This is a genomic window from Acidovorax sp. 59 (assembly GCF_002754175.1).
Taxonomy (GTDB): domain Bacteria; phylum Pseudomonadota; class Gammaproteobacteria; order Burkholderiales; family Burkholderiaceae_C; genus Acidovorax; species Acidovorax delafieldii.
The window spans coordinates 2,700,235-2,724,743 of record NZ_PEET01000001.1 but is presented as its reverse complement, the minus strand read 5'-3'; the positions used below and the strand labels follow the sequence as shown (position 1 = coordinate 2,724,743).

The following is a 24,509-nucleotide window of genomic DNA, read 5'->3' as shown; positions in this document are numbered from 1 at the left end:
CTCAACCGGAGTGAAAAACGCAGATGGACAAGCTCAGTGGCATGTTGGCCTTTGTGAAAACAGCAGAGCTGGGCAGCTTTGTGGCCGCCGGACGGGCGCTGGAGATATCGGCGTCTGCGGTGGGCAAGGGCGTGGCGCGGCTGGAGCAGGAGGTGGGCGCGCGCCTATTGCAGCGCAGCACCCGGCGCATCCAGCTGACGGCAGAGGGGCGCCTGTTCCATGAGCGCTGCCGGCGCGTGCTGGACGACCTGGACGACGCGCAGGCCATGCTGTCGCTCTCGCGGGAGACACCACGGGGAAAGCTGCGGGTGAGTGCGCCCATCGTGGGCTACCACTTCCTGATCCCCCTGGTGCCGGAGTTTCTGGCGCGCTACCCCGAGGTGGAGCTGGACATCACGTTCAGCGACCGAGCGATCGACCTGATCGACGAAGGCATCGACGTGGCGATTCGCAGTGGCGACCTGCGCGATTCACGCCTGGTGTCGCGGCCCTTGCAGACCTTTCGGCTGCTGCTGTGCGCTGCGCCCAGCTACCTGGAGCGCCACGGCACGCCCGCTGCACTGCGCGACCTGGAGCGGCATGCCTGCGTGCGCTTTCGCCACCCGGATTCCGGCAAGCTGCTCGACTGGCCGTGGCGCGAGGACCTGGGCAGCGACGAGCCACGCCTTCGCACGGTGCTGGCTTGCAACAACATCGAAGCCGTTCTGGGTGCCACCCTGCGGGGGATCGGTATTGCCTGTATGCCCGACTTTCTGGTGCGCGATGCCCTGGCTGAGGGGCGACTGGTGAGCGTGCTGGAGCCGCACCTGGGCCCGGCCCGCCAGTTCCGGGCACTGTGGCCTTCCAGCCGCCATCTGTCGCCCAAGGTGCGCGTGTGGGTGGATTACCTGGGCGCGCAGTTGTCCCGCCCGCCATAATCGCGGCCATACCAACAACCACACCGAGGGAATGCACATGAAGGGCAATATCGCTGCGATCGTTCTGGTCGTGCTGGGCGTGTTTTTTCTGCTGACCAACCTGGGACTGATCAGCATCAGCCTTCGCGAGCTGCTGCGGGTGTGGTGGCCTGTGGCGCTGATAGCAGTGGGTCTGGCGCTGTTCTTCACGCCGGGCAACAAGGGCAAATAAGCCAGAAGCGGGCGCTGGCGACCGCGTTGCCAGTCGGCAGTCTTCAACCTCGCTGGGTTTCTCCGCTGCCCTGGTGGCGGGCGCCGTGCTCATCGCGCCCATGGCCCTCGTCGCGGGGCTGCACAAAACCGGGGTCGTTCGCAAAGTAGCCCCGGAACAGGTTGCGTGCAATGCCATGGGCCGCCACCTGCAGGTCGTGCGCCACCTCCGGCGCAAACAAGCGATTGGTGTGCTGTTGCCACAGCGCCACCCAGGCCGCAAAGTGGGCGGGTGTGACGCCCTCCAGCGCCATGTGTTTGCCGAAGACATCGCCTTTGAAGCTGCGGGCGCCCAGCGCGACGGTGCTCCAGAAGTCCACCAGGCGCTGCAGGTGGGCGTCCCACTGGCCGTGCAGGGCCTTTTCAAACACCGGGCCCAGCAGCGGGTCGCGCCGCACATCCCCATAAAAGCCGTGCACCAGTTGCGTGATGCTCTCCGCGCTGGGGGCGAGCTTGCCGGCGGTCTGTGTAGGGTGGGCTTCTTCGGTCATGGCGGCAGTGTGCCGGCTCACTGGCAGCCGCAGGCTGACGTGGCACAAGCTTGCGCGGGTGCAGCGCTGGCTTCGAACCGCGGAAACAGCACGTTGTTTTCCAGGTGGATGTGGTTGATGAGGTCGTCGCCCAGCTGGGCAATGCCCGCGTAGAGCGCGCGCCAGGTGTTGCATGCGCCTTGGGGAGGCGTGGCGTCATTCGTCAGCGCGTTGAGCTTGTCCAGCGCCTCGCCATGGTCCACATGTTCGGCGCGCATCATGCCGATGGGCTGGCCCACAAACGGGTTGCCGCCGTTCTTGAGCATGGGGAACAGCACCTGCTCTTCCTTGAGCATGTGCGACAGCAGCTCTTCGTGCATGGCCTCCAGGTGGTCGGCCAGGCCGACCGGCACCTGCGGGTGGTCGCGGTGCACGGCCTCCACGCGGCGGGCCATGCGGATCAGCTCGGGCAGCTGCTGGCGGTGCACCTCGTGGTAGCGCGCCAGGATGTGGTCGATGAGCGCGCTGGGCGACGCTGCCTCGGGCACGGCGTCGCTGCGCTGCAGGGCCGCCAGCTCGGCCAGCACGGCGTCGGCGTCCAGCCCCTTGTCGGCAGCCGCCTTGGCCAGGCTCACCTGGCCACCGCAGCAGAAGTCCAGCTTGAGGCGCCGAAACACCGCCGTGGCGCCCGGCAACTGCACGGCGATCTGGCCGATCTGCTGCTCGGCGCTCAGCGGCAGTGGGGTGGTGGGGGCTGTGGCGTGCAGGGTGTCGATGCGGGCGTTCATGGTGGTCCTTTAAAGATTCATATAGTGTGAATATTTTAGCGAATAAAATTCAGGATGTATGCATCTTTTTGATTGATCTGCGGCAAACACATGCGACTGACCCAATGGACCGACTACACGCTGCGCGTGCTGATGTATTGCGCCGCCACCGAGGGGCGGGCGCAGCCCGTCACCATCACGGAGGTGGCCGAGGGCTATGGCATCTCGCGCAGCCACCTGATGAAGATCGTGCAGCAGCTGTCGGCGCAGGGCCTGCTGGAGACCACGCGCGGGCGGGGCGGTGGCATGCGGCTGATGGTGCCGGCGTCGTCCATCCACATTGGCGCGGTGGTGCGTGCCACCGAGACGGACTTCAACCTGGTGGAATGTTTTGACCCTGCCTCCAACCAGTGCCGCCTGAGCAGCCACTGCCGGCTCAAAGGGGTGCTGGGCCAGGCCATGCAGGCCTATCTGGAGGTGCTGGATGGCGTGACGCTGGCGGACCTGGTGGCGCCCACGTCACCCCAGGGTGTGGCGCTGCTGGCCACGGTGGCCGCCCCGCGCGCCGGCAGTGCCCGCCGCAGGGCGTCGTTGGTGCCCGGATTGCCCGATGCACCTGGGTTTGAATAAAAACGGGCTCTTCTAGCGAATGCTAGTGATGAGTCTTTAACCGTAGCGCTACGCCCCCATCTCCCCAGCATGACGCGCTTGCGTCTGCCCCAGGAGAAGGCCATGCGACAGCAACAGATGACGCGCTTGATCCACAGCCTGCCCCAGCTGACGCACCACCAGCGCCAGCAACTGGCAAGCTGCCTGCAGGCGCTGCTCGATCACAGTCAAGCCATCGCCGTTGTAGAAGCACATGGCAGCGCCCACCGAACCTGTCCGCACTGCGGCAGCCCGCAGCTTGTCAAGAATGGCTCGGCCAACGGGCTGCAACGCTTCAAGTGCCGCCAGTGCGCGCGCACCTTCAACGCCTTGACTGGAACACCGCTGGCACGCCTGCATCTGCGGGATAAGTGGATGGGCCAGGCGCAGGTCTTGAGCGAAGGACTCTCACTCAACCAGGTGGCCCTGCGCCTGGGTGTGGCGCAAAGCACCGCCTTTCGCTGGCGCCACCGCTTCCTGGCCTGCCCCAAGAGCGTGCAGGCACGCCAGCTTGTGGGCATCGCCGAGGCCGATGAGTCTTACTTCCTGGCCTCCTGCAAGGGACACAGAGGCTTGCTGCGTCGTCCTCGCCGACGCGGCGGTAAGGCGCTGGCTGGCTGCAAGGGCTTGGAATACACCCCGGTGCTGATGGCGCGAGACCGGGCCGGAGCAACGGCCAACCTCATCCTGCAGACGAACCAAGCGGTGAGTGTGCAAACTGCACTCAAACCCTTGCTGCCACCAGACACCATCCTATGCACCGACGGCAGCGTCACACTGGCCAGCGCTGCGCGGGCCCTGGGCGTGCAGCACCAGGCGGTGAACGTGAGCCGGGGTAGGCGTGTGAGAGGCCCCTGGCATGTTCAAAACGTCAATGCCTATGTCAGCAGGCTGCGCGGGTGGATGCAGCGCTTCAAGGGCGTTGCAACGAAATACCTTGATTCGTACCTGGGCTGGTTCAGGATGTTGGACCGATCAGGCCCCATGGGGCCGCAGCCCGCACTGGTGCTGGAGGCGGCTATGGGGAGTCAAGGCGTCACTAGCATTCGCTAGAAGAGCCTCAAATCGGCCAGATGCGCTAGTGCTACATGCCTGGATAGCTATCAAATTAATAGTATCCAGTGGCACCCTGTACGTACTGAGGCGCCACGCCGCTCAGCGCAGCACTTCCAGCAAGCGGTCGAGCCCGCCCTGGTTGATGGCCACCTTGGCCTGTGCACGCACGGCGGGCTTGGCGTGGTAGGCCACCGACAGGCCGGCGGCACCCATCATCGGCAGGTCGTTGGCGCCGTCGCCCACGGCAATCGCCTGCTGCGGCGAAATGCCCATGAGCGAGGCCACTTCCAGCAGCGTGCGGCGCTTCTCAAAGCCGTCGCAGATGTCGCCCCAGGCCTGGTCCACCATGCGGCCCGTCAGTTGGCCGTCTTGCACTTCCAGCATGTTGGAGCGCGCAAAGTCAATGCCCAGGCCCGCCTTCACGCGGTCGGCAAAGAAAGTGAAGCCGCCCGAGACCAGCAGCGTGGTGAGGCCCGCAGCCTTGGCGGCGGTGATCAGCTCCTTGGCACCGGGGTTGAAGCGCAGACGCTCGGTGAACACCTGCTCCATGTGCTGCACCGTCACGCCCTTGAGCAGGGCCACACGCTGGCGCAGGCTCTCCTTGTAGTCGGTGATCACGCCCTGCATGGCCGCCTCGGTGATGGCGGCCACCTCGGCCTTGCGGCCGGCGGCATCGGCGATTTCGTCCACGCACTCGATGTTGATGAGGGTGGAGTCCATGTCAAAAGCGATGAGCTTGTAGGCGGACAGGGACAGCGGAGGCTCGATGCCCTGGATGACGAGGCCAGGGGCGAATTCGGTTGCGTGGGTCATGGCAGAAAAAGGGGGAACAAATGCGGGGTAAGAACCCGCAATGGTATCCCTGGCAGGCTTTTGTTCCCGCCGTGCCCGCCACGCTCGCTCCAGGCGCTACCCCGGGGACTGGGCGGCAGAGGCCGCGGCCCGTGCGCGGCTCTCGTCAGATCCTGTGCCTCAGCGGGGATGCGGCAGGTTCTGGCCGCCGCCTTTGAGGGCCTTGGCGGCCGGGTTGGGCTGGGGCGGCTCGTTCATCTTGACCAGGAACATGCGCACAAAAAATGCGGCCATGCAGATCATGAACCCGATGCCGATGATGCTCATCAGGCCGTAGTCGGTAGAAAACAGATCGTTCAGCAGCTTCATGGAGGCCCTCCTTGTGGTGGTGTTCCCCACTATCGGACGGTCCCTGCGGCGGCTGCTTGTGCTGTGTCAAAGACTGCGGCGTGCGGGCAAGATGCAGGTCAAACCATGGCGGGATAGCGGCCAGTGCCTTCGGGCCAGGGCGTGAGCACCTCGAACCCATCGGCCGTCACGGCCACCATGTGTTCCCACTGGGCGGACAGCGAGCGGTCGCGGGTGACCACGGTCCAGCCGTCGGCCAGCTCCTGCGTATCGCGCTTGCCGGCGTTGATCATGGGCTCGATGGTGAAGACCATGCCTTCCTCCAGCCGCAGGCCCTGGCCGCGCTGCCCGTAGTGCAGCACCTGGGGCTCGTCGTGGTAGATCTGCCCGATGCCATGGCCGCAGTATTCGCGCACCACGCTGAACCGCTCGCGGTGGGCCACGGTCTGTATGGCATGGCCCACATCGCCCAGCGTGGCGCCGGGGCGTACCTGGGCAATGCCGGCGCACATGGCCTCGTAGGTGGTGTCCACCAGGCGGCGCGCCAGCGGGCTGGGCTCACCCACAAAGTACATGCGGCTGGTGTCGCCAAACCAGCCATCCTTGATGATGGCCACATCGATGTTGATGATGTCGCCCGCCTTGAGCACCTGCCCGGGCGACGGAATGCCGTGGCAGATCACGTGGTTGACTGAGGTGCACACCGTTTTGGGATACCCCAGATAGCCCACGTTGGCGGGGGTGACCTGCAGTTCGTTCACGATGTAGTCGTGGCAGAGCCGGTCCAGTGCCTCGGTGCTGACGCCGGGCTGCACGTGCGGCGTGATCATGTGTAGCACGCGGGCGGCCAGGCGGCCGGCCTCACGCGCCTGGGCGATTTCGGCGGGGGAGCGCAGGGTGACGCGGGACGACTTCATTGAACACGCCGCCCGCTGTGGCCCGGCTTGGCGGCCACGGAGGCCGCCACCGTGTCCAGATCAAAGCCCCCGGCCTGTTCGGCGCGGATCAGCAGCTGGCAGATGTCGCTGTGGTCGAGGTTGGGATGCAGCTCGGCCAGCATGCCGATGCGCATCCAGTGTTCTGCCTGTGCGTTGATGGAGCGAGACAGGGCGTTGCTGGCAACGCGCAGGTTCTCGTGCATTTGGTCTGAAATTTTGACAATACCCATGCAGCGAATTGTATGCGAAACATATACGTTTCGTATCGCTGCGTGTCTGCAGTCCCTGTGGTGTGCGTTGGCAACACTGCGCTACTGCGGAGGGCGCTTCAGATAGAGCTGGTCGGACCAGGTGGCCAGCCACTCGGGCTTGAAGGCCACAAAAATCGCGGTGAGCATGCCCGTCACAAACCCGTCGCCCCAGGCCATAAGCCAACGGGCCACCAGCGACAGCTCGTTGCCCACACCGGGCAACAGGTGCCCGGTCCATTGCGAGAGCACGCCTGCAGCAAACACGCAGGCCACGGTGCCCAGAAACGCCCGGCCCAACACGTACACAAATGGCTGCGTACCGACAAAGCGCCGCACCAGCGCGCCCAGCGCCAGGGCCAGCGTGGCGGGCACGACCCCCAGCCAGATGGCAGCGCCCAGCGCATCGGCCCAGTCCAGGGCGGGTGAGAGCAGGCCCGCAATGGCGCCCACCGCCAGCAGCACCGGGATGGCCAGCGGCCAGCCCAGCATCAGCACCACGAGGCACGCGCCCGACCATTGCAATTGCAGCGGCATGGCGTGCAGCGTGGGCAGCGCCCACAGCCACGGCAGAAACACCAGCGTGGCGAGCAATGGCGTCCACAGCGGGGACGCCACGCCATGGGACTCGTGCTCCAGCGGCGTGCGGCTGGCCAGCAAGCGCCAGGGCCGCGTGACCAAGGCGGTCGTCAGGGCCACCAGTGCGACGAGAGACTCCAGCCACATTGTTTTGCTTCTCTTTTGATAGCTATCAGCGCATGATTCACTAGCGCTTGTGGCCTCTCTGGCTTGTAAAGTGCTATGCAGCCACCACGGGTTGTCCCAGGCTGCGCAGAATGTCCCGCACCATCTGTGCGCGGTCCTTGGGCTCCTTCAGCTCGCGCTCGATGCGCAGCTTTTCGTTGCCCGCCAGCTTGATGTGCTTGTTCTTCTGAATCAGCTCGATGATGCGCATGGGGTCGATGGGCGGCTGGGGCTTGAAGGTGATGTTGATCACGCCCGGGGCGGCATCCACCTTCACCACGCCGTAGGGCTGGCTCAGCACGCGCAGGCGGTGCACGTCGATCAGCGTTTGCGCCTGCGGCGGCAGCTTGCCGAAGCGGTCCACGATCTCTTCGAGCAGGCCGTCGATCTGGTCGGGCGTCTTGGCCGTGGCCAGCTTCTTGTAGAACGACAGGCGCAGGTGCACGTCGCCGCAGTAGTCGTCGGGCAGCAGGGCGGGGGCGTGCAGGTTGATGTCGGTGGTGACCGACAGGGGCGAGAGCAGGTCGGGTTCTTTGCCTGCCTTGAGCGCCTTGACGGCTTCATTGAGCATCTCGTTGTAGAGCTGAAAGCCCACTTCGAGCATGTTGCCGCTCTGGTTCTCGCCCAGCACCTCGCCCGCGCCGCGGATCTCCAGGTCGTGCATGGCCAGGTAGAAGCCGCTGCCCAGTTCTTCCATCTGCTGGATCGCATCGAGGCGCTGCGCGGCCTGCTTGGTCAGGCCCTCGGTGTCGGGCACCATCAGGTAGGCGTACGCCTGGTGGTGGCTGCGGCCCACGCGCCCGCGCAGCTGGTGCAGCTGCGCCAGGCCGAACTTGTCGGCGCGGCTCATGATGATGGTGTTGGCCGTGGGCACGTCGATGCCGGTCTCGATGATGGTCGAGCACAGCAGGATGTTGTAGCGCTGGGCCACGAAGTCGCGCATCACGCGCTCCAGTTCGCGCTCCGGCATCTGGCCGTGGGCCACAGCGATGCGCGCCTCGGGCAGTATCTCTTCGAGCTTCTGGCGGCGGTTCTCGATGGTTTCCACCTCGTTGTGCAGGAAGTACACCTGCCCGCCGCGCTTCAATTCACGCAGCACCGCCTCGCGGATCACGCCCGTGCCCTCGTTGCGCACGAAGGTCTTGATCGCCAGGCGCCGCTGCGGCGCGGTGGCGATGACCGACAGGTCGCGCAGGCCTTCCAGTGCCATGCCCAGCGTGCGCGGGATGGGTGTTGCCGTGAGGGTCAGCACATCGACCTCGGCGCGCAGGGCCTTCATCTGCTCCTTGTGGCGCACGCCGAAGCGGTGCTCCTCGTCGATGATGAGCAGGCCCAGGTTGTGGAACTTGGTGGACTCAGACAGCAGCTTGTGCGTGCCCACCACGATGTCCACCGTCCCGTCGCCGATGCCCTTGATGGCGGCGGTGATCTCCTTGCCCGAGCGAAAGCGCGACACCTCGGCCACCTTCACCGGCCATTTGCTGAAGCGGTCCACCAGCGTCTGGTAGTGCTGCTCGGCCAGCAGCGTGGTGGGCGCGAGGAAGGCCACCTGCTTGCCGCCCGTCACCGCCACGAAGGCAGCGCGCAGGGCGACCTCGGTCTTGCCAAAGCCCACGTCGCCGCAGACCAGGCGGTCCATGGGGCGGGGGCTGATCATGTCCTGGATCACCGCGTGGATGGCGGCGTTCTGGTCGGCCGTTTCTTCAAAACCGAAGTCGTTGGCAAAGGTCTCGTAGTCCTGCGGGCTGTAGCGGAAGGCATGGCCCTCGCGCGCGGCGCGGCGGGCGTAGATATTGAGCAGCTCGGCCGCGCTGTCGCGCACCTGCTCGGCGGCCTTGCGTTTGGCCTTTTCCCACTGGCCGCTGCCGAGCTTGTGCAGCGGCGCCTCATCAGCGCTGACGCCGGTGTAGCGGCTGATGAGCTGCAGCTGGCTCACGGGCACGTAGAGCACGGCCTTGTCGGCGTATTCGAGGTGCAAGAACTCCTGCATGGCGGGCGTGCCGTCGGGGTTCTTGTTGCCCACGTCCATGTTGACCAGGCCCCGGTAGCGGCCGATGCCGTGCGCGCTGTGCACCACGGGGTCGCCCACGTTGAGCTCGGCCAGGTCCTTGATCAGCGCCTCGACGTCGCTCACCTGCTCCTGCTTCTTGCGCCGGCGCGTGGTGGGGCCGGCGGCGAAGAGCTCGGTCTCGGTGACGAAGTCGATGCCGTCCTCGATCCAGCTGAAGCCCACGGTGAGGCCGGCGGTGGCGATGCCCACCTTCTCATCGTCCGCGCCTTGGAACTCGGCCAGCGAGTCGAAGGCAGGTGGGTTCACCCCGCTGGCGCGCAGAAAGTCGAGCAGGCTCTCGCGCCGGCCATCGCTCTCAGCCAGCAGCAGCACGCGGTGTTGCGTGTTGCGGATGTGGGCGTGTAGACGGGCCAGCGGGTCTTCGGCACCACGCACCACCGACAGGTCGCCCAGCTTCTGGAAGTGCGGGTTGTCGGCAATATCCTCCACGCCGGGGCGGATGGACAGCTGGGCATGCTCCTTGGCGCGCGTGTAGAACTGGTCGGCCGAGAGGAACAGCGCCTCGGGTGGCAGCACCGGGCGCTCGGGGTCGCCCTGCACTAGGCGAAAGCGGTCTTTCGTGTCCTGCCAGAAGCGCTGGAAGGCGGGCTCCAGGTCGCCGTGCAGCACCACGGTGGCTTCGCCGCCCAGGTAGTCGAACACGGTGGCGGTCTCGTCGAAGAACAGCGGCAGGTAGTACTCGATGCCGGCCGTGGCCACGCCCGCGCCCATGTCCTTGTAGATGCGGCTCTTGGTCGGGTCGCCCTCGAGCATCTCGCGCCAGCGGCTGCGGAATTTGGCGCGCGCCTCGTCGTCCATGGGGAACTCGCGGCCGGGCAGCAGGCGCACCTCAGGCACGGGGTACAGGCTGCGCTGGCTGTCGGGGTCGAAGGTGCGGATGCTGTCGATCTCGTCGTCGAACAGGTCCACGCGGAAGGGTACGAGCGAGCCCATGGGGAACAGGTCGATCAGCCCGCCGCGCACGGCGTACTCGCCCGGGCTCACCACCTGCGAGACATGGCTGTAGCCCGCCAGCGTGAGCTGGGCCTTGAATTTGGCCTCGTCGAGCTTTTGCTTGACCTTGAAGTGGAAGGTGTAGCCCGCGAGGAAGGAGGGCGGCGCGAGCCGGTACAACGCGGTGGTGGCGGGCACCAGCACGACATCGGCTTCGCCTTGCGAAATGCGCCACAGCGTGGCCAGCCGCTCGCTGATCAGGTCCTGGTGCGGGGAGAAGGTGTCGTAAGGCAGCGTCTCCCAGTCGGGGAACAGTGCGCAGCGCAGGCCCGGCGCAAAAAAGGCCATTTCGTCGATGAGCCGCTGTGCATCGGTGGCGTCGGACGTGACGATGGCGGTGGTGTGGCCAGCGGCCTTGTCGCGCTCGGCCAGGCGTGCCAGCAGCAGGGAGTCGGCGCTGCCCACGGGGCGGGGCAGGGCAAAGCGTTTTCCGGGGGAGAGTTTGGGGAGTTCCATGCGGACGGTGTCGTCAGTGGGCCCACCGCATCCCCAGGGGCGCGAAACACGCACGGGCTGGATCGGGGGCAACGGGAGATTTTAGAATGAGCGCTCCATGACTGCTCCTCTGTTGCACCCTTCGCTCACCCCCTTGTCGGCCCAAGGGCGTTTTTGGGCCTTGGTGCCCTGTGCAGGGGTCGGGTCGCGGGCCGTGCCGGCAGGCGCAGGCATGGCCCCTTCTGCACAGCCTGTGCAGGCATCGACCGTGGCGGCTTTTTCGCCCGCCTCAGCGTTGTCTGCCAATGCACCCGTGGCGGTTGCCCCGTTGCCCAAGCAATACCACCTGGTGGCAGGCCATCCGATGGTGCTGCACACACTGGCTGCGTTTGCCGGAGTCGGGCGCTTGCTGGGTACGCTGGTGGCCGTGGCGCCAGGGGATCACTTTCTGGATGCCCATGCCCATCCCGCATTTTTTGTGGTGGAGTGTGGTGGCCCCACGCGTGCCGACACGGTGCTGGGTGGCCTCAAGGCGCTGCTGGATCGTGGTGCCCAGCCTGGCGACTGGGTGCTGGTGCATGACGCAGCGCGCTGCCTCGTGACCTCAGAGCAGATCGATGCGCTCATCGACCAATGCGCGGGCGACAGTGTGGGGGGCCTGTTGGCGCACAAGCTGGCCGACACGCTCAAGACTTCCATCGACGGCCCGGGCGGCGTGCGCGTGGCCTCCACCGTGGACCGCAGCGACAAGTGGCTGGCGCAGACGCCGCAGATGTTCCGCATCGGCCCGCTGATGGAGGCCATCGACAAGGTGGGCTCCAACGTGACCGATGAAGCCAGTGCGATGGAGGCCCTGGGTTTTCACCCCCGGCTGGTGCCCGGCGGGGCGCAGAATTTCAAGGTCACTTACCCGGACGATTTCGCGCTGGCGGCTGCGGTGCTGGCCCAGCGTGCGCACAGCACCACGCTGGAACGCTTTGGCGGGGAGCGGGGGCAGGTGAGTAAGGCCCCTGGCAAGAAGAATCTTTTTTAGTCCGCTGCGCATGGCGCTGCCGGCATCACTGGCGCGCTGACTGCGTTGCTCATCGAGGGAAACCGTCCGACGTTCCCCGCGACTCCTCACACAAACCTTCACAAAGGCAGACAAATGAATTTCAGGATTGGAGAAGGCTGGGACGTACATGCGCTGGTGCCCGGCCGCCGCCTGGTGATTGGTGGGGTGGAGATCCCTCACCCGACAGGCCTGCTGGGCCACTCGGACGCCGACGTACTGCTGCACGCCATCACTGACGCGCTGCTGGGCGCGGCGGCACTGGGAGACATTGGCCGCCATTTCCCCGACACCGATGCCGCGTTCCGGGGTGCAGACTCGGGCGTGCTGCTGGCCGAGGCGGCGCGGCGGGTGCGCGCAGCGGGCTTTGAGATCGGCAACATCGACAGCACGGTCGTCGCCCAGGCCCCACGCCTGGCGGCGCACATCCCTGGCATGCGGGCCGCCATCGCCCGCGCGGTGGGTGTGGCAGAGGACCAGGTCAATGTGAAAGCCAAGACGGCCGAGCGCCTGGGCCCGGTAGGGCAGGGGCTGGCCATGGAGGCACGGGCCATAGCGCTGGTCTACCGGGCGTAAGCCGCTGGGGATTGGCCCGGCCTTTGCCGCAGGGTCTTGCAGCGCTCAGCTGCTGCTGCGCTCCACGATGGAAAAGCCGATGTCCACCACGGGCTGGGCGACTGCCTTGCTCTCGGCCCGGTCGGCAATCCACTGAGCTGCTGTCTGGCCCATGCGTGTGCCATCGATGCGCACGCTGGAAAGAGCCGGGCTGACGGTCGCGGCAAAGTCGATGTCGCCAAACCCCATCACAGCGAGTTGCTGAGGCACTGCGATTGCGCGGGCCCTGGCTTCGGTGAGCACGCCCAGGGCGAGCATGTCGGAGCTGCAGAACACTGCGTCGATATCGGGCACGTCGGCCAGCAGGGCTGCGAGCCCGGCACGGCCATCTGCGTGGGTGGTGGGTGATTTACCCAGTCGCACGGCGGGCGGGCGCAGCCCCAGGCGCGCGGCGGCGTCGGCAAAGCCCTGAGCGCGCCGCGCTGCGCGCTCGTCTCCGCCACTGAGCAGCGCCAGCCGTCGCCGTCCCCTGGCGAACAGGTGCTCGCACACGGCGGCGCCCAGCGCTTCGTGGCGCAGGCCGACCAGCATGTCGATGGGGGTGTCCGTGAAGTCCCAGGTTTCCACCACCGGAATGCCCGAGGCCATCAGCAACCGCCGCCCCTCGGGTGAGTGCATGACCCCCGTGAGCACGATCCCATCGGGCCGCCGGCCCACGATGGCGCGCAGCAACTCGTCTTCGCGTGAACGGGCGTAGCCCACCTGGCCCACCATGACCTGAAAGCCGCGCAGTTCCAGCGCATCGGTGAGGGCCTGCACCATTTCACCAAACAGAGGCCCCGTGAGCGTGGGGACCAGTGCCGTCACCACATGGCTGCGCGCCGAACGCAACCCGCCTGCCACCAGGTTGGGCACATAGCCCAATGCGGAAACGGCTTCCTGAACCCGTTGCCGTGTGCGCTCAGACACCTGCTGCGGCGTGTTGATGGCGCGAGACACGGTAATCATCGACACGCCTGCCCGTTCGGCCACCTCGCGCAGCGTGACCGCCGAGCGGTCGCGGCCGGAGGGTGGGGCAGTGCGGGCCGGATCAGGAGCTTGCATGGTGGTGGAGTCTAAAGGGCGCGTGACTTCGGGCTGGCACCGTGCACGCTACTGTGCGACGGCACTCCAGTGAAATTCGTCAACATAAGGGTTTTCACTATGTTGTCTGATGATGTTAACGTTAACATTTGCATAAATCGCAGAAATTTCTCCGCATAGAGCAGAAATTCTGTGACTTGTACGACTTCTAAAGACCTCTTACCCACCGCCCGCTTTTCACCATGACCCCGCAAGAACTCAAAACCATCATGGGCTCCGGCCTGCTCTCGTTCCCCATCACCGACTTCGACGAGCAGGGCAACTTCCGCCCCAAGACCTACATCGAGCGCCTGGAGTGGCTCGCCCCCTATGGCGCCAGCGCCCTGTTTGCCGCCGGTGGCACCGGCGAGTACTTCTCGCTCTCGGGCCCGGAGTACAGCGAGGTCATCAAGACGGCCGTGGATACCTGCCGGGGCAAGGTGCCGATCATTGCCGGTGCCGGTGGTCCTACCCGCACGGCCATTGCCCATGCGCAAGAGGCCGAGCGGCTGGGTGCCCATGGCATCCTGCTGTTGCCGCATTACCTGACCGAAGCCGGCCAGGAAGGCCTGATCGCCCATGTGGAGCAGGTCTGCAAGAGCGTGAAGTTTGGTGTGATCGTCTACAACCGTGACCGCACCAAGCTCACGGCCGAGTCCCTGGCCATCCTGGCCGACCGTTGTCCGAACCTGGTGGGGTTCAAGGACGGTGTGGGCAACATCGAGACCATGTCTTCCATCTACATGAAGATGGGGGACCGCTTTTCGTACCTGGGCGGTCTGCCCACGGCGGAGGTGTATGCCGCTGCCTACAAGGCGCTGGGCACGCCGGTGTATTCGTCGGCGGTGTTCAACTTCATCCCCAAGACGGCGATGGAGTTCTACAAGGCGGTGGCCAGCGATGACACGGCCACGCAGCACCGGCTGCTCAAGTCGTTCTTCATGCCGTACCTGGCCATCCGCAACCGGGTCGAGGGCTATGGCGTGTCGATCATCAAGGCGGGGGCGCGCATCGTGGGCCATGACGGCGGGCCAGTGCGGGCGCCGCTGACGGACCTCAAGCCCCATGAGATGGAAGAGCTCAAGGCGCTGATTGACAAGCTCGGGCCGCAGTAAGCGCGGCCGACTGATTCCTTCCTTTTCTCATCCACCCCCGAGGCCCCGCAGAGGGCCTGCCATTACTACTTTCGGAGACACCCTCATGTTCGTTGCCAAGAAACTGTTGCTTGTTGCTGCCGCCTGTGGCCTTGCTTTTGCCGCATCTGCGCAGACCGCCGCGCCCGCTGCTGCCACCTGGCCCGATAAACCCGTGACCATCGTCGTGCCGTTCCCGGCCGGCGGTTCCACCGACATGGTGGCCCGCGCCATAGCCCTGCACATGGGCGACAAGTTGGGCCAGAACTTCGTGGTGGACAACCGCCCGGGTGCCACGGGCACACTGGGCGCGGGCATGGTCAAGCGCGCGCCAGCCGATGGCTACACGCTGCTGGTGTCGTCGCTGGGTGCCTTTGTCGTGGCGCCGCATTTGCTCAAGAGCGTGCCATACGACGCCCTCAAGGACTTTGACTACATCACCGTGCCGGTACAGGCGCCCAACGTGCTGGTCGCAGCCCCCGGGCAGAAGGCGCGCACCGTGAAGGAGGTGATCGCCCAGCTCAAGGCCAACCCGGGCAAGGTGAGTTTTGCCAGCTCGGGCAACGGCTCGTCAGACCACCTTTCTGCCGAAGTGTTCTGGCAGCAGAGTGGCACCGAAGGCCTGCACATTCCCTACAAGGGTGGCGCACCGGCCATCAACGACCTGCTGGGCGGGCAGGTGGAGTTCTCGTTCCAGAACGTGAACGCCGTGTTGCAGCACATCCGTGCGGGCAAGCTGCACGCCATCGCTGTGACGGGCGACAAGCGCAGCCCTGTGCTGCCGGATGTACCCACGCTGGCCGAAGCGGGCGTGACCGGTGCTGAGGTGTACTCCTGGCAGGGCATGGCCGCACCCAAGGGCCTGCCGCCAGCACTCAAGAAGAAGCTCGCTGACGCCGCCATCGCGGCCATCAACGACCCTGCCGTGAAAAAGCGCATGCTGGACCAGGGCCTGGAGATTGTCGGCAGCACGCCCGAAGCCTTCACCGCCTACCAAGCGCGCGAATTCGCCCGTTGGAAGACCGTGATCGAGACCCGAAAAATCACCGCTGATTGAGCCCTGCCACGAGGCGCCGGGCGCGCCTCATCCTCGTTTTCTGACCACCATGACCAACTCTTCCAATCCATCTGCCACCAGCACCCCCGTTATCACCGAGCTGCGCGTGGTGCCTGTAGCGGGCCACGACAGCATGCTCATGAACCTGAGCGGCGCGCACGGTCCGTTCTTCACGCGCAACCTGCTCATCCTGCGTGACAGCGCGGGCAACACAGGCGTGGGCGAAGTACCCGGCGGCGAGAAGATCCGCCAGACCATCGAAGATGCGCGACCGCTCATCGTGGGCCAGCCCGTGGGTCACCACAACGCCGTGCTCAATGCCATGCGCGCCCAGTTTGCCGACCGCGATGCGGGCGGGCGTGGCCTGCAGACCTTTGACCTTCGCATCACCATCCATGCCGTGACGGCGGTGGAGTCGGCCTTTCTCGATCTGCTGGGCCAGCACCTGGGCGTGCCCGTGGCCGCGCTGCTGGGCGACGGCGTTCAGCGCACATCGGTGCAAATGCTGGGCTACCTGTTCTATGTGGGCGACCGCACCAAGACCGATTTGGCCTACCGCACCGAGCCCGGCGCTGACAACGACTGGTTCCGCCTGCGCAACGAAAAGGCGATGACGGCTGAGGGCATCGTGCGCCTGGCCGAGGCCGCTTACCAGCGCTATGGCTTTGCTGACTTCAAGCTCAAGGGCGGTGTGCTGCGTGGCGAGGAAGAGGTCGAGGCCATCCGCGCGCTGCACGAGCGCTTCCCCGAAGCGCGCGTGACGCTGGACCCCAATGGCGGCTGGCTGTTGAAAGACGCCATCCGCCTCACGCGCGACCTGCATGGCGTGATGGCCTATGCCGAAGACCCCTGCGGCGCAGAAGGCGTGTTCTCGGGCCGCGAGGTGATGGCCGAGTTCCGCCGCGCCACCGGCCTGCCGACCGCTACCAACATGGTGGCCACCGACTGGCGCGAAATGGCGCACAGCCTGGCGCTGCAGTCGGTGGATATTCCGCTGGCAGACCCGCATTTCTGGACCATGGCCGGATCAGTGCGTGTGGCGCAGATGTGCCAGGCCTTCGGCCTGACCTGGGGCTCGCACTCCAACAACCATTTCGATGTTTCGCTGGCCATGTTCACCCACGTGGGCGCCGCTGCCCCGGGCCGCGTGACCGCGATCGACACGCACTGGATCTGGCAGGACGGCGAGCGCCTGACGAAGCAGCCGTTCCAGATCAGGAATGGTTTCATTGACCTGCCCAAGAAGCCCGGTCTGGGGGTAGAGCTGGACATGGACGAGGTTGAGCGCGCCCACCGCCTGTACCTGCAGCACGGCCTGGGGGCACGCGACGACGCGATTGCGATGCAGTACCTGATCCCCGGCTGGAAGTTCAACAACAAGTCACCTTGCATGGTGCGCTGAGGCGGTTCCAAAACACAAAGCCCTCCAGTGGAGGGCTTTGTGTTGGGGGCAGGGCAGGGGATCAGGCCATCCTGTCTTCCGCCCGTCGCCGGGGCAGCTGGCGCTTGACGGATGGGCGCTGCAGGCGCTGCTTGGGGTCCACGCCTTCGGGCAGGCTGGTGGCGCGCTGCAGTTGCAGGTGGGCCACCAGGCCTCCGGTGCTGGAGTTGGCCAGCGCAAAAATGCCGCCCATGCGCTGCACCGTCTTGTCCACAATCGACAGCCCCAGGCCCGCACCCGCCGCCGCCGTGCGCGCCGAGTCGCCCCGGAAGAACGGCTTGGTGAGGTTGGACAGCTGCTCAGGCGGCACGCCAGCGCCGTGGTCGCGCAACTTGATCAGCACCCAGTTTTCGCGGCTCTTGGCGGCGATGTCCACGTTGGTGATGCCCGTGTCCTCGTTCTTGCCGTAGCGCCGGGCGTTTTCCAGCAGGTTGGAGATCACACGGGCCAGTTCCACCTCGTCTGCCAGCACGTTCAGGTCCTCAGGCACCGCCATGGTGATCTGCAGCTCGCGGTGGTCCTGCACCGCGTACACACATGACGACACCACCGCATGCAGGTTCACCGGCGTGAGCGTCACGTGGTCGGGCCGTGCGTAGTCCAGAAACTTGTCGATGGTGGCGTCTAGCTGCACGATGTCGGCCACCATGTGCTCGCGGGCCACTTCGTCGGTCACGCTCATCTCGGTTTCCAGCCGCAGGCGCGCCAGCGGCGTGCGCAGGTCGTGCGAAATGCCTGCCAGCATCACGGCGCGGTCCTGTTCCAGCTTGGCCAGCTTTTGGGCCATGCGGTTGAAGCCGATGTTCACCTCGCGGATTTCGCTGGTCACCACTTCTTCGTCGAGGTGGCTGGCGGCAAAGTCACCGTCTTTGACGCGGTTGGCCGCATAGGACAGCTGCTTGAGCGGGCGGTTGATCAGCCGCGCAATGGCCGCGGCACCGGCCAGCGACAGCGCGGCGGCCGTGATCAGCCAGATCAGCCAGGTGCGTCCCCCTGCCGGGCTGAAGCGCGAGCGGTCCATCAACAGCCAGTTGGGGTCGCCGTTGATGTTGAAGCCGACCCACAGGCCGTTTTCTCCGTTCACGCTTTGCGCCACGATGGTGTCCGGGCCCAGGCGCATTGTCAGCTCGTCGGTCAGGCGGTTGCCCAGGGCCGTCGGATCGAGCAGTGCGTACTTGTCCTTGGGCTCGCGCGGCAGGATGCGCACCCCCTCCTGGTCGGCCATGGTCTTGATCAGCGACACGCGCGCGATGGCGTCGGAGTGCACCAGCGCGGCGCGGCTCAGGTTGACCAGCGATGCAATCTGCTGCGCGGTCTGCAGCGTGCGCGGTTCAAACTCCAGCGCGCGCAGGGTTTGCAGCCACGCCAGGATGCTGCCCACCAGCAGCAGGGCCAGCAGAAAAAACGTGCGCCAGAAAAGGTTCAGACCGACGCGCGCACGCTGTTCCCGCGCCCGCCGAATGGCCTCCAGCGGGGCAGGGCTGGTGGCGTCGGAGGGGGCGGTGACAGACTTGCGGGACGAAGATCTCGGCTTGCCCTCGGTGTTGGCCATGAACTATCAGCTCGTTCCGTCCGGCACAAACACGTAGCCCACGCCCCAGACGGTCTGGATGTAGCGGGGCGCTGCTGCGTCCACTTCCACCAGCTTGCGCAGGCGAGAGACCTGCACGTCCAGGCTGCGGTCGAAGGGCTCGAACTCGCGGCCGCGGGCCAGCAGAGCCAGCTTTTCGCGCGACAGGGGCTGGCGCGGGTGGCGCACCAGGGCCTTAAGCATGGCGAATTCGCCGGTGGTCAAAGGCAGTTCTTCGCCATTGCGCTGCAGTGCGCGCGTGCCCAGGTCGAAGGTGAAGGGGCCAAAGGTGACGACTTCGTTGTCGCCCGATGGGGCGCCCGGGGCTTCCTGGGCGGGGCGGCGGCGCAGCACGGCGTGGATGCGGGCGAGCAGCTCGCGCGGGTTGAAGGGCTTGCCCAGGTAATCGTCGGCGCCCACTTCCAGGCCCACGATGCGGTCCACGTCCTCGCCCTTGGCAGTTAGCATGATGATGGGGGTGCGGTCGTTGGCGGCACGCAGGCGGCGGCAGATCGACAAACCGTCTTCGCCGGGCATCATCAGGTCCAGCACGATGATGTCCACCGTCTCGCGCAGCAGCAGGCGGTTGAGGGCCTTGCCGTCTTCGGCAACCATGACTTCAAAACCCTCTTGGGTGAGGTAGCGGCGCAGCAGGTCGCGGATGCGGGCGTCGTCGTCCACTACCAGAACTTTGTCGGTGCGATTGGGTGTTGTGGCCATGTTGATCTCAAGTCCAATTTGTAACAGAGCCAATTCTGACCAGTTGGAACGCCGAAGTTCGGGTTTGGAGGCCGGGTTTGACCAACTGTTACAAGTTTTGCCCAGCTTCGCACCTCGTGCGACATGGCTTTGTCAAGGGCGTAGCGCACTGCGGTTAAGGTGGGGCCCCGCACCCCTGGCAACCTGGGCGTGCACCAATGACAAGGACCGAGTGATGATGAAAAACACTACTAAATTGATAGCTGCCAGTGCATTGATCGCCTGCGCAAGCGCCGCTTTTGCCCAAAATACACCGGCCCCTGAGCTGCGCAACGTGGTGCAGCTGTCGGCCACGGGCACGGTGGAGGTGCAGCAAGACCTGCTGGTGCTCAACCTTGCCACCAGCAAAGAGGCCGCCGATGCCGCTACCGTGCAAACCCAACTCAAGCAGGCGCTGGATGCTGCACTGACTGAGGCCAAGCGCAATGCGCAGCCCGGACAGCTGGACGTGCGCACCGGTCCGTTCGGGCTGTACCCGCGCTACGGCAAGGACGGCAAGATCAACGGCTGGCAGGGCCGGGCCGAACTGGTGCTGGAGGGCCGTGACTTTGCACGCATCACGGCCACCGCCGGCAAGATTCAGACCTTGGCGATCAGCCAGGTGGCGTTTGGCCTGTCGCGCGAGGCCCGCGCCAAGGTGGAGTCCGAGGCCCAGACCCAGGCCATCGAGCAGTTCAAGGCCCGTGCGGCCGAACTGGCCAAGGGCTTTGGATTTGCGAACTGCAGCTTGCGCGAAGTGGCGGTGAACAGCAATGAAATGTCGCCCGGCCCCCGGCCCCGCATGATGGCCGCCGAGGCCAAGGCGGCGTCGTTCTCGGACTCAGCCGTGCCGGTGGAAGCGGGCAAGGCCCAGGTCACGGTGAACGTGTCGGGCTCGGTGCAGATGCGCTGAGGCCTCTGAGCCCCCTGAGTCGCTGGGTGTGCCCTGTTTGAAATAAAAACGGCTGCAAGCGCTAGTGCAATAAGCGCTGGCAGCTATCAAAAGCAGAGCGATTGCTCAGCACCGGCTTACTGAGCAGCCCAGCCGCCGTCCATGTTCCACGCCACGCCACGCACGTTGTTGGCGGCGGGGGAGCAGAAGAACACGGCCAGTTCGCCCAACTCCTCGGGCGTAGTGAACTGCATCGAAGGCTCCTTCTCGCCCAGCAGCAGCTTCTTGGCTTCTTCATTGGATATGCCGTGTTCGGCGGCCTTGGCGTCCACCTGCTTTTGCACCAGTGGCGTCAGCACCCAGCCTGGGCAGATGGCGTTGCAGGTCACGCCGGTGGTGGCGTTTTCCAGCGCGGTGACCTTGGTCAGGCCCACGATGCCGTGCTTGGCGGCTACATAGGCGGACTTCTGAGCCGATCCCACCAGGCCGTGCACCGACGCCACGTTGATGATGCGGCCCCAGTTGGCGCTCTTCATCGCGGGCAGGGCCAGGCGCGAGGTGTGGAAGGCACTGGTCAGGTTGATGGCGATGATGGAGTCCCAGCGTTCGACGGGAAAGTTCTCCACATTGGCCACATGCTGGATGCCTGCGTTGTTGATCAGAATGTCCACGCGGCCAAACTGGCTGGCGCTGTACTTCATCATGTCTTCGATGTCGGCTACACGGCTCATATCGGCGCCGTGGTAAGCCACCTGGGCGCCCGCAGCCTCGCCAGCTGCCAGCACCTCGGCGCGGGGGCCATCCACATCGCCAAAGCCGTTGAGCACGATGTTGGCGCCCTGGCGCGCCAGGGCCTTGGCGATGCCAAGACCAATGCCGCTGGTGGAGCCGGTGACGAGGGCAGTTTTGCCTTTCAGCATGGGAGTCTCTCCGAATGAATTACGATGCGACGACAAGAAAAAGTCGGCACTCAGGGGCAAGCGATGGGTGCCAACGACCACAGCATTATCGAGCGCTGCCCCCGGATTTCGCACCCATGATTGAACCTACGCTGAACTACGTACTGTGCCCAGGCCCCGCGGCCTCGCCGGAGACTCCAGACCGCGCACCCGCTCCCGCACAGCAGCACCGCATGGCGTATTGGGAGTGGAACGCCACCGGCAACCCCGCACACCCGCACGTCATCGTCTGCGTGCATGGCCTGTCGCGCCAGGGGCGGGATTTTGATACCGTGGCCCGCGTGCTGAGCCAGCATGCACGGGTGATCTGCCCCGACGTAGTGGGCCGGGGACGCAGTGACTGGCTGGCCGACCCCATGGGCTACCAGATTCCTCAATACGCGGCGGACATGCTGGCATTGCTGGCGCAGTTGCACCAGCAAGCCCCCATCACCACGCTGGACTGGGTGGGCACGAGCATGGGTGGACTCATCGGCATGGGCATCACCGGCCAGCCGGGCCTGCCCTTGCCGGTGCCTGTGCGCCGGCTGGTGCTGAACGATGTGGGGCCTGTCATCCAGTGGCAGGCGCTGCAGCGCATCGGGCAGTATCTGGGGCAGCCCGCGCGGTTTGCATCGCTGCAGCAGGCGGCCGATGCGATGTGGGCCATCTCCACCAGCTTTGGCCCCCACACGCCCGCCCAGTGGCTGGACCTGTCGCGCGCCATGGTGCGCGAGCTGCCGCAGTCCGCCGGAGGCGGTCTTGCGCTGCACTATGACCCGGCGATTGCGGTGCCGTTCAAGACGTTGACGCAGGAGGCTGCGGCGGCGGGCGAGGCGGCGCTGTGGCAGCTGTATGACCACATCACGGCCCAGACGTTGCTGTTGCGTGGTGGGCAGTCCGACCTGCTCTCACGCGATACGGCGCAGGCCATGGCGCAGCGCGGGCCCCGGGCCAGCGTGGTGGAGTTTGACGGTGTGGGCCACGCGCCCACGCTGGTGGCGGAAGACCAGGTCGCCGCAGTCGCGGATTTCCTGCTGGCGGCAGAAGGTGCTGTGGCCGGATGAAAACCAACCCTCCTGCACCAGCGTCTCTCACCCCCCAGGCCGACGCTGTCCCCCAGCTCATCGCCGCCACGGCGCACACCCTGCCGGAGCAGGTGAACGCACTGGCCCGAGCGCGCGCGTTTGCCGAACCCCTGATGGCGGGTGAGACGCTCGACTCCGGCGAGAACACGCTGGCCCATGCCGATGCCGTGGCCGCCATCCTCAAGGGTATTGGCGGTTCCGAAGCCATGCAGGCGGCCAGCTATCTGGTACACGCCTGCATCCATCTGAACAAACCCGAGGAGGTGATCGCCAAGGCCTTTGGCGCCAACTTCGCGGCGCTGGCGGTGGAGACCACCAAGCTGATGCGCGTGCAGCAGCAGGCCCGCGCGGCTGCACCGCTGGACGACCCGGCCGTGCAGACGGAGAACGTGCGCAAGATGCTGCTGGCGTTCTCGCGCGACCTGCGTGTGGTGATGCTGCGGCTGGCCTCGCGCTTGCAGACGCTCCGTTTTCATGCGGCCAGCAAGCGCCCCGTGTCGCCCAGCCTGGCGCGCGAGTCGCTGCAGGTGTTTGCGCCGCTGGCGAACCGCCTGGGTATCTGGCAGGTGAAGTGGGAGCTGGAGGACCTGTCCTTCCGCTTCCTGGAGCCCGACACCTACAAGGAAGTGGCCCGCCTGCTTGACGAAAAGCGTGGCGAGCGCGAGGTCTACATGGAGCAGCTGCGCGCGCGGCTCGAATCCGACCTGCGTGCGCGCAGCATCAGCGCCACCGTGGCGGGCCGCCCCAAGCACATCTACAGCATCGTCAAGAAGATGCGTGGCAAGTCGCTCAACTTCGATCAGGTGTTCGACATCCGCGCGCTGCGTGTGGTGGTGCCCACGGTGAAGGACTGCTACGCCGCCCTGAGCTGGGTGCACGAGCAGTTCAAGCCCATCGTGGAGGAGTTTGACGACTACATCGCCAAGCCCAAACCCAACGGCTACCAGTCGCTGCACACCATCGTGCGGGACGACAACGGCAAGCCCATCGAGATCCAGATCCGCACCCAGGCCATGCACGAACACGCCGAGCATGGCGTGGCCGCGCACTGGGCCTATAAGGAGGCCGGGGCCAAAGGTTATGCGGGTGTGTCTGCAACGGGCGAGTACGACGCCAAGATTGCCGTGCTGCGCCAGCTGCTGGCATGGGAGCGGGACCTTGCGGGCGCGTTGCCCAACCGGGGCTTGTTCGAGGACCGCATCTACGTGCTGACCCCCGATGCCGCTGTGGTGGAGCTGCCCCAGGGCGCCACCCCGGTGGACTTTGCCTACTCGGTCCACACCAGCCTGGGCCACCGCTGCCGGGGCGCCAAGGTCGATGGTGTGATGGTGCCGCTCAATACCCCGTTGCAAAACGGGCAGACGGTTGAAATCTCCACCGTCAAGGAAGGGCGCCCCTCGCGCGACTGGCTCAATGCCGAGCTGGGCTATCTCACCAGCAATCGCGCCAAGGCCAAGGTGCGTGCCTGGTTCAACGCACAGGCCACCCACGAGACAGTGGCCCGGGGCCGCGAGGCGGTCGAAAAGCTGCTGCAGCGCGAGGGCAAGACCGCCATCAAACTCGACGATCTGGCGGTGCAACTGGGCTTCAAGTCGGCCGACGCGCTGTTTGAGGTGGTGGGCAAGGATGAGTTTTCGCTGCGCAACATCGAAACGGTGCTGCGCCCGCCCGAGCCCGTGCTGCAGCCCGACGACTATCTGCTGCTCAAGAAAACACGCACCAACGACGCGGCCCCCAAGGGCGGTGTGCTGGTGGTGGGCATCGACTCTCTGATGACGCAGCTGGCCAAGTGCTGCAAGCCCGCACCGCCGGACACCATCCGTGGCTTTGTCACGCGCGGCAAAGGGGTGAGCGTGCACCGTGCCGACTGCAGCAACTTCCGCGAGATGGCGGCACGCAACGCCGAGCGTGTGATCGAGGTGGAGTGGGGCGTGCCCAAGCCATCGGCATCCACGGCGGTGTACCCTGTGGACGTCGCGGTGGAGGCCGCCGACCGCCAGGGCCTGCTGCGCGACATCTCGGAAGTGTTTGCCCGCGAAAAAACCAATGTGATCGGTGTGCAGACCCAGTCCGTCAAAGGCACGGCGTGGATGACGTTCACGGTAGAAGTGTCCGACTCAGGCCGCCTGAACAAGGTGCTCGGCATCGTGGCTGGGGTGCAGGGCGTTCGTTCTGCCCGCCGTCGTTGAGGCGAGACGCGCGCGGGCCTTGCCTGTGAGCCCGCTTCGCGCGCGTTGTGTGATTTGTA

24 protein-coding genes are annotated in these 24,509 nt (G+C 65.8%); 12 read left to right on the top strand and 12 right to left on the bottom strand.

Annotated elements, in window-relative coordinates; translation table 11 throughout:
- Positions 1 to 23 precede the first annotated feature (23 nt).
- Positions 24 to 917 (top strand): LysR family transcriptional regulator, encoded by an 894-nt coding sequence (locus tag CLU87_RS12310; RefSeq protein WP_099730621.1) that lies wholly within the window; start codon positions 24 to 26, stop codon positions 915 to 917.
- A 37-nt stretch (positions 918 to 954) separates the two neighbouring features.
- A complete protein-coding gene (locus CLU87_RS23340; RefSeq protein ID WP_165836502.1) occupies positions 955 to 1,128 on the top strand; it encodes a LiaI-LiaF-like domain-containing protein in 174 nt (57 codons plus the stop codon).
- A gap of 43 nt (positions 1,129 to 1,171) precedes the next feature.
- On the opposite strand, the gene CLU87_RS12305 is transcribed toward CLU87_RS23340, so the two are convergent.
- Together CLU87_RS12305 and ytfE are read right to left on the bottom strand one after the other, a co-directional pair.
- Positions 1,172 to 1,657 carry a group III truncated hemoglobin gene (locus CLU87_RS12305; protein ID WP_099730620.1) on the bottom strand — a complete coding sequence of 162 codons (486 nt, stop codon included), beginning with the start codon at positions 1,655 to 1,657 and terminating at the stop codon, positions 1,172 to 1,174.
- Between the two features lie 17 nt (positions 1,658 to 1,674).
- Positions 1,675 to 2,424, bottom strand: coding sequence for an iron-sulfur cluster repair protein YtfE (gene ytfE / locus CLU87_RS12300; protein WP_056064247.1), 750 nt, complete (start codon positions 2,422 to 2,424; stop codon positions 1,675 to 1,677).
- A 90-nt stretch (positions 2,425 to 2,514) separates the two neighbouring features.
- Between ytfE and CLU87_RS12295 the strand changes: the two genes are divergently transcribed.
- On the top strand, positions 2,515 to 3,033 hold the full coding sequence (locus tag CLU87_RS12295) for an Rrf2 family transcriptional regulator (RefSeq protein ID WP_056747228.1): 519 nt from the start codon (positions 2,515 to 2,517) through the stop codon (positions 3,031 to 3,033).
- Between the two features lie 102 nt (positions 3,034 to 3,135).
- Positions 3,136 to 4,104 carry an IS1595 family transposase gene (locus CLU87_RS12290; protein ID WP_099729449.1) on the top strand — a complete coding sequence of 323 codons (969 nt, stop codon included), beginning with the start codon at positions 3,136 to 3,138 and terminating at the stop codon, positions 4,102 to 4,104.
- Between the two features lie 102 nt (positions 4,105 to 4,206).
- On the opposite strand, the gene serB is transcribed toward CLU87_RS12290, so the two are convergent.
- The 6 genes from serB to mfd all read right to left on the bottom strand — a co-directional run bounded on the left by serB (position 4,207) and on the right by mfd (position 10,697).
- Positions 4,207 to 4,920: a phosphoserine phosphatase SerB gene (serB, locus tag CLU87_RS12285; RefSeq protein WP_099730619.1), complete on the bottom strand. Its 714-nt coding sequence runs from the start codon at positions 4,918 to 4,920 to the stop codon at positions 4,207 to 4,209.
- A 159-nt stretch (positions 4,921 to 5,079) separates the two neighbouring features.
- Positions 5,080 to 5,268, bottom strand: coding sequence for a DUF3149 domain-containing protein (locus tag CLU87_RS12280; protein WP_056747190.1), 189 nt, complete (start codon positions 5,266 to 5,268; stop codon positions 5,080 to 5,082).
- Between the two features lie 98 nt (positions 5,269 to 5,366).
- The gene (map, locus tag CLU87_RS12275) at positions 5,367 to 6,164 is read right to left on the bottom strand and encodes a type I methionyl aminopeptidase (protein ID WP_056064239.1); all 798 of its coding nucleotides are present in this window, start codon (positions 6,162 to 6,164) and stop codon (positions 5,367 to 5,369) included.
- Entirely contained in the window at positions 6,161 to 6,415 is a 255-nt protein-coding gene (locus CLU87_RS12270) for a ParD-like family protein (protein ID WP_015014749.1), read from the bottom strand. The genes map and CLU87_RS12270 overlap by 4 nt, the downstream gene beginning before the upstream one ends.
- A gap of 81 nt (positions 6,416 to 6,496) precedes the next feature.
- Positions 6,497 to 7,159 (bottom strand): hypothetical protein, encoded by a 663-nt coding sequence (locus CLU87_RS12265; RefSeq protein ID WP_099730618.1) that lies wholly within the window; start codon positions 7,157 to 7,159, stop codon positions 6,497 to 6,499.
- Positions 7,160 to 7,232: 73 nt separating this feature from the next.
- Positions 7,233 to 10,697 (bottom strand): transcription-repair coupling factor, encoded by a 3,465-nt coding sequence (mfd, locus tag CLU87_RS12260; protein ID WP_099730617.1) that lies wholly within the window; start codon positions 10,695 to 10,697, stop codon positions 7,233 to 7,235.
- A 97-nt stretch (positions 10,698 to 10,794) separates the two neighbouring features.
- Here mfd and CLU87_RS12255 point away from each other — a divergent pair, with 97 nt between their 5' ends.
- On the top strand, positions 10,795 to 11,709 hold the full coding sequence (locus tag CLU87_RS12255) for a 2-C-methyl-D-erythritol 4-phosphate cytidylyltransferase (protein ID WP_082565072.1): 915 nt from the start codon (positions 10,795 to 10,797) through the stop codon (positions 11,707 to 11,709).
- A 114-nt stretch (positions 11,710 to 11,823) separates the two neighbouring features.
- A complete protein-coding gene (gene ispF / locus CLU87_RS12250) occupies positions 11,824 to 12,303 on the top strand; it encodes a 2-C-methyl-D-erythritol 2,4-cyclodiphosphate synthase (protein ID WP_056064230.1) in 480 nt (159 codons plus the stop codon).
- A gap of 45 nt (positions 12,304 to 12,348) precedes the next feature.
- On the opposite strand, the gene CLU87_RS12245 is transcribed toward ispF, so the two are convergent.
- Positions 12,349 to 13,386 carry a LacI family DNA-binding transcriptional regulator gene (locus tag CLU87_RS12245; RefSeq protein WP_099730616.1) on the bottom strand — a complete coding sequence of 346 codons (1,038 nt, stop codon included), beginning with the start codon at positions 13,384 to 13,386 and terminating at the stop codon, positions 12,349 to 12,351.
- A 221-nt stretch (positions 13,387 to 13,607) separates the two neighbouring features.
- Here CLU87_RS12245 and kdgD point away from each other — a divergent pair, with 221 nt between their 5' ends.
- From kdgD to gudD, 3 genes are all read left to right on the top strand, one after another.
- Positions 13,608 to 14,519, top strand: a complete 912-nt coding sequence (gene kdgD, locus CLU87_RS12240) for a 5-dehydro-4-deoxyglucarate dehydratase (RefSeq protein WP_099730615.1) — start codon at positions 13,608 to 13,610, stop codon at positions 14,517 to 14,519.
- Between the two features lie 85 nt (positions 14,520 to 14,604).
- A complete protein-coding gene (locus CLU87_RS12235) occupies positions 14,605 to 15,594 on the top strand; it encodes a tripartite tricarboxylate transporter substrate binding protein (protein WP_199170823.1) in 990 nt (329 codons plus the stop codon).
- 49 nt (positions 15,595 to 15,643) lie between these two features.
- Positions 15,644 to 16,996 carry a glucarate dehydratase gene (gudD, locus tag CLU87_RS12230; protein ID WP_099730614.1) on the top strand — a complete coding sequence of 451 codons (1,353 nt, stop codon included), beginning with the start codon at positions 15,644 to 15,646 and terminating at the stop codon, positions 16,994 to 16,996.
- 61 nt (positions 16,997 to 17,057) lie between these two features.
- Here the strand turns inward: gudD and CLU87_RS12225 are convergent, their stop codons facing one another.
- Together CLU87_RS12225 and ompR are read right to left on the bottom strand one after the other, a co-directional pair.
- Positions 17,058 to 18,587 (bottom strand): sensor histidine kinase, encoded by a 1,530-nt coding sequence (locus CLU87_RS12225; RefSeq protein ID WP_056064216.1) that lies wholly within the window; start codon positions 18,585 to 18,587, stop codon positions 17,058 to 17,060.
- 6 nt (positions 18,588 to 18,593) lie between these two features.
- Entirely contained in the window at positions 18,594 to 19,325 is a 732-nt protein-coding gene (ompR, locus tag CLU87_RS12220) for a two-component system response regulator OmpR (RefSeq protein WP_015014739.1), read from the bottom strand.
- Between the two features lie 217 nt (positions 19,326 to 19,542).
- On the opposite strand from ompR, the gene CLU87_RS12215 reads away from it, so the two are divergent.
- A complete protein-coding gene (locus CLU87_RS12215; protein WP_099732155.1) occupies positions 19,543 to 20,256 on the top strand; it encodes an SIMPL domain-containing protein in 714 nt (237 codons plus the stop codon).
- Positions 20,257 to 20,372: 116 nt separating this feature from the next.
- Here the strand turns inward: CLU87_RS12215 and CLU87_RS12210 are convergent, their stop codons facing one another.
- Positions 20,373 to 21,155 (bottom strand): 3-hydroxybutyrate dehydrogenase, encoded by a 783-nt coding sequence (locus CLU87_RS12210; RefSeq protein ID WP_056064213.1) that lies wholly within the window; start codon positions 21,153 to 21,155, stop codon positions 20,373 to 20,375.
- A gap of 116 nt (positions 21,156 to 21,271) precedes the next feature.
- On the opposite strand from CLU87_RS12210, the gene CLU87_RS12205 reads away from it, so the two are divergent.
- Positions 21,272 to 22,240 carry an alpha/beta fold hydrolase gene (locus CLU87_RS12205; RefSeq protein WP_099730613.1) on the top strand — a complete coding sequence of 323 codons (969 nt, stop codon included), beginning with the start codon at positions 21,272 to 21,274 and terminating at the stop codon, positions 22,238 to 22,240.
- Positions 22,237 to 24,450, top strand: coding sequence for a bifunctional (p)ppGpp synthetase/guanosine-3',5'-bis(diphosphate) 3'-pyrophosphohydrolase (locus tag CLU87_RS12200; protein ID WP_056064207.1), 2,214 nt, complete (start codon positions 22,237 to 22,239; stop codon positions 24,448 to 24,450). The genes CLU87_RS12205 and CLU87_RS12200 overlap by 4 nt, the downstream gene beginning before the upstream one ends.
- Positions 24,451 to 24,509: the final 59 nt, after the last annotated feature.